This window comes from Hymenobacter sp. BT559, from assembly GCF_016427535.1.
Classification (GTDB): domain Bacteria; phylum Bacteroidota; class Bacteroidia; order Cytophagales; family Hymenobacteraceae; genus Hymenobacter.
The window spans coordinates 386,522-399,794 of the sequence record NZ_JAELXV010000005.1; the positions used below are offsets into that span (position 1 = coordinate 386,522).

At 58.5% G+C, this 13,273-nt stretch carries 12 protein-coding genes; 10 read left to right on the top strand and 2 right to left on the bottom strand.

The window, feature by feature from the left end; translation table 11 throughout:
* Window positions 1-151 precede the first annotated feature (151 nt).
* Entirely contained in the window at window positions 152-1,630 is a 1,479-nt protein-coding gene (locus tag JAO77_RS17905; protein WP_198991770.1) for a D-alanyl-D-alanine carboxypeptidase, read from the bottom strand.
* 230 nt (window positions 1,631-1,860) lie between these two features.
* Here JAO77_RS17905 and JAO77_RS17910 point away from each other — a divergent pair, with 230 nt between their 5' ends.
* From JAO77_RS17910 to JAO77_RS17930, 5 genes are all read left to right on the top strand, one after another.
* Window positions 1,861-2,607 carry a hypothetical protein gene (locus JAO77_RS17910; protein WP_198991771.1) on the top strand — a complete coding sequence of 249 codons (747 nt, stop codon included), beginning with the start codon at window positions 1,861-1,863 and terminating at the stop codon, window positions 2,605-2,607.
* A 185-nt stretch (window positions 2,608-2,792) separates the two neighbouring features.
* Window positions 2,793-3,356 carry a hypothetical protein gene (locus JAO77_RS17915; RefSeq protein WP_198991772.1) on the top strand — a complete coding sequence of 188 codons (564 nt, stop codon included), beginning with the start codon at window positions 2,793-2,795 and terminating at the stop codon, window positions 3,354-3,356.
* Window positions 3,350-4,012 (top strand): hypothetical protein, encoded by a 663-nt coding sequence (locus JAO77_RS17920; protein WP_198991773.1) that lies wholly within the window; start codon window positions 3,350-3,352, stop codon window positions 4,010-4,012. The genes JAO77_RS17915 and JAO77_RS17920 overlap by 7 nt, the downstream gene beginning before the upstream one ends.
* Complete coding sequence (locus JAO77_RS17925; protein WP_198991774.1) at window positions 3,991-4,800, top strand: sensor histidine kinase; 810 nt, start codon at window positions 3,991-3,993, stop codon at window positions 4,798-4,800. Before JAO77_RS17920 ends, JAO77_RS17925 begins: the two co-directional genes overlap by 22 nt.
* A gap of 57 nt (window positions 4,801-4,857) precedes the next feature.
* The gene (locus JAO77_RS17930; RefSeq protein ID WP_198991775.1) at window positions 4,858-5,526 is read left to right on the top strand and encodes a response regulator transcription factor; all 669 of its coding nucleotides are present in this window, start codon (window positions 4,858-4,860) and stop codon (window positions 5,524-5,526) included.
* 383 nt (window positions 5,527-5,909) lie between these two features.
* Here the strand turns inward: JAO77_RS17930 and JAO77_RS17935 are convergent, their stop codons facing one another.
* The gene (locus JAO77_RS17935) at window positions 5,910-7,454 is read right to left on the bottom strand and encodes a hypothetical protein (protein WP_198991776.1); all 1,545 of its coding nucleotides are present in this window, start codon (window positions 7,452-7,454) and stop codon (window positions 5,910-5,912) included.
* A 166-nt stretch (window positions 7,455-7,620) separates the two neighbouring features.
* Between JAO77_RS17935 and JAO77_RS17940 the strand changes: the two genes are divergently transcribed.
* The 5 genes from JAO77_RS17940 (at window position 7,621) to JAO77_RS17960 (ending at window position 13,244) form a co-directional block, all read left to right on the top strand.
* Window positions 7,621-8,787, top strand: a complete 1,167-nt coding sequence (locus JAO77_RS17940) for a 2-isopropylmalate synthase (protein WP_198991777.1) — start codon at window positions 7,621-7,623, stop codon at window positions 8,785-8,787.
* 226 nt (window positions 8,788-9,013) lie between these two features.
* Complete coding sequence (gene leuC, locus JAO77_RS17945; protein ID WP_198991778.1) at window positions 9,014-10,408, top strand: 3-isopropylmalate dehydratase large subunit; 1,395 nt, start codon at window positions 9,014-9,016, stop codon at window positions 10,406-10,408.
* Window positions 10,408-11,004 (top strand): 3-isopropylmalate dehydratase small subunit, encoded by a 597-nt coding sequence (gene leuD, locus JAO77_RS17950; protein ID WP_198991779.1) that lies wholly within the window; start codon window positions 10,408-10,410, stop codon window positions 11,002-11,004. Before leuC ends, leuD begins: the two co-directional genes overlap by 1 nt.
* Window positions 10,992-12,113, top strand: coding sequence for a 3-isopropylmalate dehydrogenase (gene leuB, locus JAO77_RS17955; protein ID WP_198991780.1), 1,122 nt, complete (start codon window positions 10,992-10,994; stop codon window positions 12,111-12,113). The genes leuD and leuB overlap by 13 nt, the downstream gene beginning before the upstream one ends.
* Before the next feature lie 438 nt (window positions 12,114-12,551).
* Window positions 12,552-13,244, top strand: coding sequence for a class I SAM-dependent methyltransferase (locus JAO77_RS17960; protein WP_198991781.1), 693 nt, complete (start codon window positions 12,552-12,554; stop codon window positions 13,242-13,244).
* The last annotated feature ends 29 nt before the right edge of the window (window positions 13,245-13,273 follow it).

Sequence of the window (13,273 nt, forward strand, 5' to 3'; positions counted from 1 at the left end):
GCTTAAAGGTTTTACTTAATCTGCCAAAGTGGTTATTTCCTGTGCGAGTTACTGTTCCGCTAACCTTATAGTAAGTCAACACTAGATAAAAGCATTTAGCTAATAGTCAAAATAATATTGTTTATTACTCGCGTAATGCCAAGCAGCAACTCTACAGTCGCTCGTGCACCTCGCGCAGCAGGCGCTCCATGGCATTGCGGGTAGCCTGGTCGTCGCCAGGAATGCTGTTGTTGAAGAACGTAACGGCCACCAGCCGACCGCTTTTGCAGCGCACGTAGCCCGCTAGGTTGCAGGTGTGAGTGAGGGTGCCGGTTTTGCCCCACAGCCAGGGTGCCTTGGGGGGGCCGGCTTCGAAGTAGCGGCGGCGCAGGGTACCCTGGCCTCCCCCGGCCGCCAGCAAGCTCAGCAGGCGGCGCTTGGGCACTTGCTGGTGCAGCCGCACCAGCAGCGCCGTGAGGGTGCGCGGCGTGAGCAGGTTCAGGCGCGATAACCCTGAGCCATCGACCCAGTCAGGGCGGTCGGGCAGGTCTTTCAGCTGGTTTTTGAGTAAATGCCGAATGGCTCGCGGCCCGCTCAGCGAGTCGCGGTACCCTAGGCGGCTGCTGGTCATCAGCAAGAGCTGCTCGGCCAAGAAGTTGTCGCTCACGCGCAGCATGCGGCGGTAGAGCGAGTCAGCGCGCAGTCCGCGCAGGGTGCGAATGCTGTCTTGGCCGGGGCGCGGGTGCCACCCGGTGCCCACAATGGCGCGGCGCAGGGTGTCGCCGAGCAGGCGCAGCAGCAGCTGGCGGCTGGTGCGGTAGGGCACCTCATCTATCCACTTTTTGCTACCTAGGCGGTAGGTAAAGCGGTTTTCGAGCGGCGCCCGGTACACGTGCATCTCGTCGTCCTGATCGGGTGAGAGGCGAAAGTCGGGGCCGGCGGCCGCCGTGAGCGGCGCAAAGGCCCGCGGAAACACCCGCACCCGCTGCGGCAGCGCCTGGGCTGGCGCCCCCGGCCTAGGGCGCACCACCTGCGGCGCGCTGGCGTAGAAGCGCACCGTATTGCCGTAGAGCGGAAACGCCGTGCGCTCGGGTTGAAAGTAGTAGTTAAAATCGTCCCAGGTCCAGCCGGGGCCGTAGGCGGGCACGGTCGCGATGTCGCAGTATGCCAGCAGCTTCTCGGGCCGATTGGCCAAGAAGGTGTAGGCCCGGCGCGAGGGCACGTCGCCGTGCAGCAGCGTGGGGTCGCCGGTGCCTTGGAAGAACAGCGTGTCGCCTCGTGAGAAGTAGCGCAGGCTGGGCAGCGAGTCGGGCAGCAGCGCCAGGCCCGCGTAGAGGCTCAGCAGCTTCATGGTGCTGGCGGGCGTGAAGTATTTGGCCTCGTTGTAGCCAAACAGCGCTTCGCCGGTGGTGGCATCGGCCAGGGCCACGCCTACCTGCTGGCGGCGCAGCGTGCGGCTGCTGTCGAGCTGCTGGCGCAGCCAGGGCATGTCGGCGCGGCCGGTGGCCGAGTCCGTTACGATGGCGGGCGGCACGGGCGGCGTAGTAGTGGTTTGGCCGCAGGCAGTAGTGAGCGAGAGCAGCGCTAGCGCAAACAGCGCCAGGGGGCGCCGGCCCTGGCCGCGAATAGTAGAAACAAGCAAAGTAGGCACAGCCGCAACTTAAGCAGAAACCGCCCAGCACGCGCCTAGGTAGGGCTGCCCAGGCTGCACCCAGCCAAGTGGGCTTACTACGCCAGACCTGGCACAAATACAATTTTAGCTACGCATTGTGGCATAACCAGCCGCTTGGTTTGGCTGGGCCAATGCCGTACCTACCTTTGATGTACGTACTTTTTAGTAGCGCTATTGATTTGCTGGTTCAATAGCTCCTTTCTCATTATATGGAGAAAATCCTTACCCAATCGGAATTTGACACCATAGCCGGGGCCTGGACTACTTTTATTCAAGGCGCCTCGCCCACCGAGGTGCAGGCGCTTTTTCAGGCTGCCCCTCCCGCCACCAACCAGTACCAGCTCAGCGCCAGCTTTAGCCTAGCGGGCACTGCCACCAACCCGAGCTACCTGGTGGCCATGCTTTCTACGCCGGGCATTGCCCAGGTAGCGGCGCGCTTTGTGCTGCTGTCCCCCGCCGAGGCGGGCGCCGGTACGCCGGCCGCGCCGCGCTTTCGGCTGGTGCTCTACGCCGCCGACCAGCGGGGAGCGCGCCTATCGGCCTATTACCAAAGCGATGCCACCTGGCAAACCATCGCGCCCCAGCAGCTCACGGCCATTGGGGGCCTGGTGCCCTACAACATGGTCAAAGGCTGGCTTAATGGTTGGGCCATCGCGGCCACCACGCAGCAATTGCAGCCGGCGCTGTTTAATACCGCCTACGGGCCACTGCAAGGCTACAATTTCGACCTAGGCGACTTTTTAGACCCACTGTTCGCGGCGAAGACCTTCACCGACCAGCGCCTATTTCTACGCTTTGGGCTGAAAACCTACTATCCCGCCTACCCCGAAAGCCTAGCCGCCCCGGCCCAGACGTTTGGGCTGGTGGTGCGCCTGTACTCGCCCAGCGAGGAGGCCGATGGTGCCGAGCTAAGCGGGCCGTCTTACGATATGTCGTTGCAAGTGCCCCCTGGCTAACCGCCAAGTGATAAACGTTTGCCTAATGCCCTACACGCACTATTATGCTTAAAGAGGTTCTCAGAGTTTTTGCTGAGCTTACTATTAGTCCCGTAATTATAGCGAGCATACTTGGTTTGGTCCGTTACAAGCGGCTACCTCTTGGCCTACGTTGGCTCACGCTGCTGGCCTGCTTCGATGTACTAATGGAAGTAACTTCAATGCTGATAGTTACACTACCAGGAGTACGCAGTAATCTCTTTCTGCTACCCGTTATCGCCGTCGGTGAGGTAGCCCTGTTAGCCTTGGCATATCGCCCGGTGCTGCAGTCGGCCGCTTTCAACAAAGCACTACCCTGGGCGCTGGGATTATTCAGCGCTTATGCGTTGTTTATCAGCTTCAGCCAGCTCGGGGTAGTGGGCCACGCGGTTGGCCTAGAAATCATTGGCGACTTACTTACCATCGGCATTGCAGGGCTTTATTTTCGCAAGCTGCTCAACGAGTTGCACATCGAGCACCTGCGCCGCGACCCTTTCTTTTGGGTATCGGCGGCCCTCTTGGTGCATGGGTTAGGCAATTTGCTTATTTCCTTGTTTAGCAACTACTTGCTTAAGCACTATTCTGTGCAGTTTCAGCTAATTATTATGTGGGGTGTGCGCAATCTCTTCAATGTGCTGCTCTATATATCTTACTGCGTGGCCTTGTGGCTGCGCCCAGCAAAAGAGCCGATAGCCGTGGATAGCCTAGGCGCCCCACGCAGCGCATGGTAACTCCCACATTTTACCTAGCCCTAGATTGGCTAACCGTGGCCGTTATCATCTTAGCCAGCCTCGTTGGGGCAGTACGCTTTCGCCAGCTGCCACCCAGCCTGCGCTACCTCACCTTGTTTGCGAGCTTTGAGGTATTTACCGAGCTACTTTCCAGATCCTTAATACGGGTATTTCATCTAAAGTCTAACCTCTTTCTGATACCCATTGCCGCCATTGGGGAGGTGGGGCTGTTGGCCCTGGCCTACCGCCAGGTGCTGCGTTCGGCGGCGTTTGGCAGGGCCCTGCCATGGGTCCTAGGTCTGTTTAGCAGCTACGCCCTGCTCGAAGCGCTGGCCGGGCTGGGCACCGTGCGCTTCGCCCCCACCGTGCAGGTTAGCACCGACCTGCTGATGCTAGGCTTCGCCGGCTTATACTTTCGCAAGCTGCTTCATGAACTGCAAGTCAATGAATTGCGGCACGAGCCTTTCTTTTGGATGTCGGCCGGAATGATTATTTACGCCCTGGGCGACTTGCAAATCGCCTTATTCAGCAACTATCTGCTACTTCACAGCTCGCTCCAGCTCCAGCGCCTAGTCATTGTCGAAGTGCACTTATTCTTACTTCTCATCTTCTACAGCGGCTGCGGCCTGGCCTTATGGATGCGCCCGCAGAAGTAGAGTTTGGGCAGCTGCTGCTCGGCGGCATTGGGCTGATGCTGCTGGCAGCCGGGCTGCTGGTGGTGTTCGTAGTCACGTACCAGAAGCGCTTGCTGCGGCAGCAGCTGGCTCTGCGCACCGCCGAAGCCGAGTACCAGCAGCAGCTACTCGCCGCCGTGATAGAGGCACAAGAGCACGAGCGTGAGCGCATCGGCCGCGACTTGCATGATGGTATCGGCTCGACCATCGCCACGGCCAAAATGCTGGTCAACCGCCTCGAAAGCAACCAGCCCACCGACAACCGCCCCGAGCTATTCGGCATGGTGAAGGAAATCATGGGCGCTGCCGTGCACGACGTGCGCAGCATTTCGCACTCGCTCTTCCCTGCCGTGCTGGCCCGCTACGGCCTCGCCGACGCCCTGCAGCACTTAGTAGATGTAAGCAACGAAACCGGCACCCTCGACATTGAACTCGAAGCGGATTACCCGCAGCCACTACCACTGGCTCAGGAGCTGGCCCTCTACCGCATTTGCCAGGAGCTCATTCACAATGCTCTTAAGCACGCCCGCGGCGCCACCCGCCTCGATGTGCTGCTGCGCCAGCGCGGCCCGCTGCTCACGCTAGTGGTCGAGGACGACGGCCCCGGCTTCGACCCCACCCACCTAGGCCCCGATGGCCAGCCCGCCACCAAGGGCGCCGGCCTGCGCAGCATCGACGTGCGCGTGCAGCTGCTGCAAGCCCGGCTGCGCCAGCAGTCGGCCCCCGGCCAGGGCGTGCGCACCGTGGTAGAAGTTACCTCGCCGGTGTAGTGGCCATTAGCTGGTCTGTGCACGTACTACTTGCCCCACGCTGCCCTCTCTCCTCTTATGGCTACTATTACTACTCCGGTGCAAATAGCGCTGCTCGACGACCACCCGCTGTTTCGGCAGGGCATGCGCTACATCTTGCAGACGCTGCCTTATGTGGAGTCGGTGGTCGAGGCCGCCGAGTTTGGCGAGCTGCTAGCGCTGTGCCGCCAACGCCTGCCCGATGTGCTACTGCTCGACCTGCAAATGCCCGGCATGGATGGCCCCGAAGTGGCGCAGCAGCTCCTAGGTGAGTTTCCTGACCTCAAAATCATCGTGCTCTCGATGTTCTCGGCCGACAAATTCATCACCCAGATGATGAAGCTGGGCGCCCGCAGTTACCTGCCCAAAGACGTAGACCAGCCACAGCTCGTCCAGGCCCTCGAAGACGTGCTTACCACGGGCCATCACTTCACCGAGCGCGTATCGAAAGCCATGCTGCGCGGCGTGCAGCAGCCCTCCCGCCCCACCTCACTTAGCCTTACTGAGGAGATACATTTTACTCCGCGCGAGCTCGATGTGCTGCGCCTCATTTGCGAGGGCCGGCCCACGGCCGATATTGCCGAGCAGCTTTTTCTGGGCCGCCGCACCGTGGAGGGCCACCGCCAGCGCCTACTCGAAAAAACCGGCGCCGCCAATGCGGCCGGCTTGGTAGTATATGCCGTGCGCCACGGCCTACTTGACACCTAGGCGGCACCCCCGTAAAAATACGGGGGTCAAAAAAAGCGTAGAACTACGCTAAAACCCCGATAGACACAGGAGCCACTTTTGCAGCGCAAATGCCTGGTCACGGCAGGTGCGTACTGCTCTCTCCTTCTTTCCTATGAAGACAGGCCTAGCCTTCTCCTTTACCGGTTAGCCACCCTCGTACTTTCTGCCTACTGGCCATCGGGCCATTGAAAACTACTTAGCTTGCCAGCCCCGCCGGGGCCTCTTGCCACTCACCTAAGTAGCAGGAGGCTCCGGCGGGTCTTTTTTGTGGCCAGCGTCCGCAGCGCCCCTGCAGGCAACGCCCTAGGTCGGGCACGGGAGCAATAACGGTACCAGTGCTCGGCCTAGGGCGCTACCAACGGCTATTTCATCGTCAGGAATTTCTGCTGCATCACATCCTGCACCGAGCGGCCCGACACCTTGCTTTCGAGCCATGAGATGATATCGAAGTACAGAAACGGCCGCCGGTCAAAGGGCCGGGAGGCTATTTCTTCCAGCTTGGTTTTTAGCTTACTGAACTCCTCGCGCAACTGGCTGGGGGCAATGTGGCCCGCCCGCCGCAAAAATCGAAATACCTCGACTTGCATGGGCTGCTGGTCATTCATCTTACCTAAGAAGTGGTACACCGAGCGCACTTGATATTCAAGCTCAGCATCTTGCCCATCCTCAAAGTGCGCTACTAGGTTAAGGATACGCGCAAAGCACTGCAAATCCTCGCGCAAGCTCAAATCCTTTTGGTCGATAATGCGCGTTAAGTACTTGATAGCTTGCTTGTACTGTCCGCTACCAAAATACAGGCAAGCGATTTTGTAGTAGAACACCAGCGTGCGGTGCAGGTCGAGCTGCGACTTGTGCTCGCCCAGCTGCTCTAGCAGCTCCGGCACCATCTCAACCCCCTCCGTAAAGCGCGCCTCCAGAAAAACGGCATTGATGCGGTTGGTCCAGATATACTGAAACAGCAGTGCCTCGGTATTAGGCGTAGCCCGGCGCGTCTGGTTGGCACCAAAGTCCTCCAAAGCTTGCAGCACTTCCTTGAATTTACTATAATACAGCAAGTTGAATAAAGCTGCCAGTAAATTGTGCAGGCCTTTGATGTAAAGCATCGTCTGGCTCTCTTTTAAATCGGGCTGCTGCTCAAACAGGTTTACCCACTTCTGCGCGTAGCGGTAGCACTCCCGAAACTCCTGGTTGATGGTGTGGTACCACACGTGCGCCTGGTAGAAATACAGCTTTTCCCAAAAGCCACTACCCCGGCCGATAGTGGCCGGCACGTGCGCCCGAAAATAGGCAGTAAACTGCTCGTGGTCAGCTTGGTTACGTGCGTGCCCAGTTTGCAGGTACAGTCCATACAGCCGCAGCGAGGCATTGGACAAGGCATGCTGCTGCCCTAGGTGGGCCGCCGTGGCCGTAGCCTCGGCCGCCAGCGACTCGGCCCGGCCCTGCAAGCTCCGCGTGATATACTGCGACTCAATAAGCTTCTCAAAATCGATGGCAAGCAAGGCCACGTGCGGCAGCTCGGCCTGCTGGGCGGCTAGCTTCACGCGGGCCAGCATGCGCAGGGCCTGCTGATAAAAGCCTTTATTGTAGAGCACGCGGGCGTAGTCGAGTTGCTCGTGCAGCTGGATATCCAGGTTTTGGCCGGCGTGGTAGAGACGCAAGCTCGCCAGCAGCTGCTTGTACAGATTAGCCTTGAGGTTGGCCAGCTGGGCGCGCTTGAGAGTGGGCACCTGTGTGAGCACGCGCTCCTCGTCGTGCAGCTCCTGCGCGTCAAAAGCATCGAAGAGTTGCAAGAATTTTAGTCCCTCGGTAGAGCCCTGGCGGTTGGCAAACAGCCGAAAATGACGCTTTTCGGACTGCGTTAAGGATTTTATGAGCTGAAAAACCGGGTCGCTGTTCTTATTTGGCATTGTAAAATACCGTCTTATAAACTTATGATTAGCAGAATATTATTGAAATAATCTGACCACTTGGAAATAGTAAAAAACATCAAAAAATGTTTTTTACACCTAGAAAAGTACTGGTACTTGCAGCGCAATAACAAAGCTGGCCCTGTGCTGGCAGGTTTCTACTCCTATGGCGACGCAAAAAATTCAGATTTTCGATACCACTCTCCGCGACGGCGAACAGGTGCCGGGCTGCAAGCTAAACCAGCAGGAGAAGCTAGTTATTGCCCGGCAGCTCGAAGCGCTCGGCGTTGATGTCATCGAGGCCGGCTTCCCGGTATCGAGCCCCGGCGACTTCGCTGCCGTAGCGGCCATTGCGGCCCAAACTACCGAAGCTACGGTGTGCGGCCTCACCCGCGCCGTCGAAAACGACATTCGGGTGGCCGCCGATGCCCTGCGCTCTGCCCGCCGCCCGCGCATCCACACCGGCATCGGTACCTCCGACCTACACGTGCAGCAGAAGCTGCGCACCACCCGCGAAGACGTAGTAGAGCGCGCTGTGGCTGCTGTGAAGCTCGCAAAGAGCTTCGTTGAAGACGTCGAGTTTTACGCCGAAGACGCGGGCCGCACCGACAATGAGTTTCTGGCCCGCGTGTGCGAGGCTGTGATTGCGGCTGGGGCCACAGTGCTCAACATCCCCGATACCACTGGCTACTGCCTGCCCCACGAGTACGGCGCCAAGATTAAATACTTGTACGAGAACGTAAAAGGCATTGACCGGGCCATCCTCTCGACGCACTGCCACAACGACCTAGGGCTGGCCACGGCCAACTCCATCGCGGGCGTGAGCAATGGCGCCCGCCAGATAGAGTGCACCATCAACGGTGTGGGCGAGCGCGCCGGCAATACCTCGCTCGAAGAGGTGGTGATGATACTGCGCCAGCACCCCACGCTCAACCTTTACACCGACGTCAACACCCGTCTGCTCACCGAAACCTCGGCCCTCGTGTCGCACCTCATGAGCATGCCGGTGCAAGCCAACAAGGCCATTGTGGGCGCTAACGCCTTCGCGCACAGCAGCGGCATCCACCAGGATGGCGTGATTAAGTGCCGCGAAACCTACGAAATTATTGACCCCAAAGAGGTTGGCGCCGTCGATTCGACCATCGTGCTCACGGCCCGCTCGGGTCGCGCTGCCCTCGCCTACCGCCTCCAGAAGCTGGGCTACAACCTAGAGCGCCCCGCTCTGAATGCGGCCTATGCCAGCTTCTTGCAGCTCGCCGACCGCCAGCGCGAAGTGATTGACAATGACTTACACATTCTTATCGAACAAGAAAAACTAGTAGCCATCGGCTAATCGGGCTAAGGAAACGGGGTGGCAGGCGCTGCCAGTGGGTGGGAGCAGGGAAGTCAGGGGGTCGGGTTAACAACCCAATAACGCCATTCTTTCACACTCGTTGACACGACCAAAACTTCCCCCTGTTGCTTCGTTTCCTTAGCTTTTATTACTAACCTGTCATGCGTTACAAACTCAGCATGAGAGACGAAAGTGATAGTTACATTATTCTATTTCTACCCTACCCATGCCGCGCACATTAGTTGATAAAATATGGGATGCCCACGTCGTTCGCTCCATCGCGAGCGGGCAGGACGTGGTGTACATCGACCGCCACCTGATTCATGAAGTAACCAGCCCCCAGGCTTTTGATGAAATAGCGGCGCGCGGCCTAGAGCTGTTTCGCCCCAACCAGATTATCGCCACGGCCGACCACAACGTGCCGACCCTCAACCAGCATCTGCCCATCGCGGAGCCGCTCTCGCGCTCGCAGGTAGACAAGCTGACCGAGAACTGCCAGAAATATGGTATTGAATTGTACGGCCTAGGTCATCAGCGCCAAGGCATTGTGCACGTTATCGGGCCGGAGCTGGGTTTGACCCAGCCGGGCCTGACGATGGTGTGCGGCGACAGCCACACCAGCACGCACGGCGCGTTTGGCGCCATTGCTTTCGGTATCGGCACCAGCCAGGTAGCGCAGGTAATGGCCTCGCAGTGCCTGCTGCTCACGCGCCCCAAGCGGATGCGTGTAGCGGTAGAAGGTGATTTGCGGCCCGGAGTTACGGCCAAAGACTTGATTCTATACATCATCGCGCAACTCGGCACGGGTGGTGCTACCGGCTACTTTGTAGAATACGCGGGCAGCGCGGTGCGCAGCCTGAGCATGGAAGGCCGCATGACGGTCTGCAACATGAGCATCGAGATGGGTGCCCGCGGTGGCCTCATCGCCCCCGATGCTACCACGTTTGCTTATGTAGAGGGCCGGCCCTTCGCTCCCAAAGGTCAGGCGTGGAACAACGCTGTAGCTTACTGGGAAACGCTGTATTCGGACGAGGACGCGGTATTTGACGCTGAGTTTGTATACGACGCGGCCGACATCACGCCGATGATAACCTACGGCACGAACCCTGGCATGGGCATTCCGCTCACCGGCAACGTGCCCAGCCAGGTGCCCGACGCCGAGGCTGAGAGCTTCGACAAATCGCTGAAGTACATGGGCTTCGAGCGCGGCGAATCGCTCCTAGGTAAGCAAATCGACTACGTATTCATTGGCAGTTGCACAAACTCGCGCATCGAGGACCTGCGCACGGTAGCCGCCTACGTGCAGGGCAAGCATAAGGCCGGGCACGTGGAGGCCATCATCGTGCCTGGCTCTAAGCAGGTAGAGCAGCAAGCCATTGCCGAAGGCATTGACAAGATTCTGGCCGAAGCTGGCTTTGAACTGCGCGAGCCGGGTTGCAGCGCCTGCCTGGCTATGAACGAGGACAAGATTCCGGCCGGCAAGTACTGCGTGGCTACCTCCAACCGCAATTTCGAAGGCCGCCAAGGCCCAGGCTCGCGCACGCTGCTGGCCTCGCCGCTGGTGGCCGCCATCACGGCCGTGCAGGGCCGCATCGTTGACATTACGCAGTATTTGAACTAATGGAAAAATTTCAAACCCTGCACACTACCGGCCGGCCGCTGCCGTTGGAAAACGTTGATACCGACCAGATTATTCCGGCCCGGTTTCTGAAAGCAACTACCCGCGAGGGCTTTGGCGAAAACCTGTTTCGCGACTGGCGCTACAACGCCGACGGCTCGCCCAAGGCCGACTTCGTGCTGAATAACCCGCGCTACAGCGGTCAAATTTTGGTAGCCGGCAAAAACTTCGGCTGCGGCTCTAGCCGTGAGCACGCCGCTTGGGCGCTCTACGATGCTGGTTTTCGCACTGTCATTTCGAGCTACTTCGCCGATATCTTTCGGGGTAATGCTTTGAATACTGGCCTGCTGCCTTTGCAAGTGAGCGACGAAGTGTTGGCACGCTTGCTAGCTGCCATTGAGGCTGACCCGACCCTAGAACTCGTTGTAGACCTGCCCGCCCAAACGCTCGCCGTGCCGGCCTGGGGCGAAACCTTCAGCTTCGCTATCGACCCCTACAAAAAGGAGTGCCTGATTAACGGCTACGACGACATCGACTTTTTAGTAAATCAAAAATCGGCCATTGAGGCCTACGAACAACAACGCGCATGGACATGGTAACTAAGAAAATAGCCTTGCTGCCCGGCGATGGCATCGGGCCGGAAGTCTGTCGACAGGCCGTGAAAGTGCTCGACGCCGTAGCCGAGCGCTTTGGCCACCGCTTTGAGTTTACCTCGCACCTCGTGGGTGCCTGCGCCATCGATGCTACCGGCAACCCGCTGCCCGATGAGACCCTCGCTGCCTGCCGCGCCTCCGACGCGGTGCTCTTCGGCGCCATCGGCGACCCGAAGTACGACAACGACCCGACCGCCAAAGTGCGCCCCGAGCAGGGCTTGCTGAAGATGCGCAAGGAACTGGGCTTGTTTGCCAACATCCGGCCCGTAACGGCCTACAAGGCGCTGCTGAAGCATTCGCCACTGAAGTCGGACCGCATCGAAGGCACCGACTTAGTGATTTTCCGGGAACTGACGGGCGGCATCTACTTCGGCGGCAAGGGCCGGGCCGAAGATGGCTCGGCGTACGATAACTGCACTTACTCGCGCGCCGAGATTGAGCGCATTGCGCACCTTGCGTTTCAGTCGGCCGATAGCCGCCGCAAACACCTGACGCTAGTAGATAAGGCCAACGTACTGGAAACCTCACGCTTGTGGCGCGAAGTGGTGCAGGAAATTGCCCCTAGCTACCCCGAAGTGGCCGTTGATTATCTGTTCGTGGATAACGCCGCGATGCAAATTATCATCAACCCCAAACAGTTCGACGTGATGCTGACCGAGAACATGTTCGGCGACATCATTTCGGACGAAGCCTCGGTAATTGCCGGTTCAATGGGCCTACTACCCTCGGCCTCGGTGGGCGCCGAAGTAGCGGTGTTTGAGCCTATTCACGGCTCTTACCCACAGGCCAAGGGCAAAGGCATTGCCAACCCGTTGGCTGCCATCCTCTCGGCCGCTATGCTGCTCGACCACCTAGGGCTGGCTGCCGAAGCCGAACTGGTGCGCGAAGCCGTGGACGAGGCTTTGACCAACCAAATTCTGACGCCTGAGCTGAACCCTACGGCGCCCTACACCACCGAGCAGGTGGGTAGCTACGTGGCCTTCTGGATTGCCGACTCAAACGAGCAGCAGTGGAACGCCCACAACATCGCGGTAGGCGTGAGCACGATTATCTAACCGTTGCGCGGACTTTGTAGTCCGCACAACGGCGGCTTCTACACCATCGCGGAATACAAAGTCCGCGCAACATTTTGCAATAAAAACGCCCACTTCAGTGAAAAAGCTCGCAACTAGCTGTATGTTTGCGCTATGCACCAGCAGCTGTTCGTCATTATTAGCGTCATCACCGTGATTATTTCACGGGGAGCGAGGATGCTATGCAGCTAGGGTAACCACCCATTTGCCGCCGGCCATCCTCACCCAGGATGGCTTTTTTTATGACCGCTTTTTCTCAATTTTAGTCATGCGCTGTTTCCTACTACCAGTCGTCATTATTATTCCTACCCTGGCGGGCTAGCAGGTACTTCTTATGCCAAAGAAAACCTTCCTAGCCCGCTGGCAGGAAGGTTTTTTTAGAGCCTTGTCGAAAATAAGCACGTATTCACACGCTTGAAAATGAACACTATAGAAGCCCAATTCAATCAAATAGCGGCGAAGTACGACCAGCAGCGGCCGTACCTGATTCCGTGTTTTGATGACTTATATGGTGCGGCAAATGCGCTACTGGCCAACCGGCCGCAAGCGCGCACGGTGCTAGATGTAGGCGCGGGCACGGGGCTCTTTTCCTACTTCCTCTATCAGCAGCGGCCCGACCTAGAGTTTACGCTCGTGGACCTAGCGCCGGAGATGCTAGCGGTAGCGCGGCAGCGGTTCGCAGGCTTACCGGGCTTCACCTTTCAAGAGCTGAATGTGGCTACCCAGCCCCTACCGGGCAGCTACGATGTAGTGATTTCGAGCTTGGCCATTCACCACCTACCCGATGCGGAGAAGGCAGCGCTTTACCAACGCATTTACAGCGCATTAAATCCTGGTGGCTTGTTCATTAATGCTGACCAAGTACTAGGACGCACGGTCGGTTTCGACGCGTTTAACCGCCAGCACTGGGCGCGCACCGTCCAAGCATCAGGCTTACCCGAGGAAGCTATCGAGCGAGCCTTCGAGCGCATCAAGCTGGATGACTTTGGCACCCTGGAGGCCCAGCTGCAGATGCTGGAAACAGCCGGCTTTCAAGAAGTCGACTGCGTGTACAAGAACTTAAGTTTTGCGGTGCTTGCCGCCGTGAAAGACAACATAACCCACTGGAATTGATGCGGCCTGCGCCCTAGCACTACGCACCA

What these genes read in the sequence shown, in the direction of transcription:
- JAO77_RS17920 (WP_198991773.1), top strand. Translation starts at nt 3,350, where the DNA reads ATGGTAACTCCCACATTTTACCTAGCCCTAGATTGGCTAACCGTGGCC.
- JAO77_RS17925 (WP_198991774.1), top strand. Translation starts at nt 3,991, where the DNA reads ATGGATGCGCCCGCAGAAGTAGAGTTTGGGCAGCTGCTGCTCGGCGGC.
- JAO77_RS17910 (WP_198991771.1), top strand. Translation starts at nt 1,861, where the DNA reads ATGGAGAAAATCCTTACCCAATCGGAATTTGACACCATAGCCGGGGCC.
- JAO77_RS17960 (WP_198991781.1), top strand. Translation starts at nt 12,552, where the DNA reads ATGAACACTATAGAAGCCCAATTCAATCAAATAGCGGCGAAGTACGAC.
- JAO77_RS17930 (WP_198991775.1), top strand. Translation starts at nt 4,858, where the DNA reads ATGGCTACTATTACTACTCCGGTGCAAATAGCGCTGCTCGACGACCAC.
- JAO77_RS17915 (WP_198991772.1), top strand. Translation starts at nt 2,793, where the DNA reads ATGGAAGTAACTTCAATGCTGATAGTTACACTACCAGGAGTACGCAGT.
- JAO77_RS17940 (WP_198991777.1), top strand. Translation starts at nt 7,621, where the DNA reads ATGGCGACGCAAAAAATTCAGATTTTCGATACCACTCTCCGCGACGGC.
- leuC (WP_198991778.1), top strand. Translation starts at nt 9,014, where the DNA reads ATGCCGCGCACATTAGTTGATAAAATATGGGATGCCCACGTCGTTCGC.
- leuB (WP_198991780.1), top strand. Translation starts at nt 10,992, where the DNA reads ATGGACATGGTAACTAAGAAAATAGCCTTGCTGCCCGGCGATGGCATC.
- leuD (WP_198991779.1), top strand. Translation starts at nt 10,408, where the DNA reads ATGGAAAAATTTCAAACCCTGCACACTACCGGCCGGCCGCTGCCGTTG.
- JAO77_RS17935 (WP_198991776.1), bottom strand. Translation starts at nt 7,454, where the DNA reads ATGCCAAATAAGAACAGCGACCCGGTTTTTCAGCTCATAAAATCCTTA.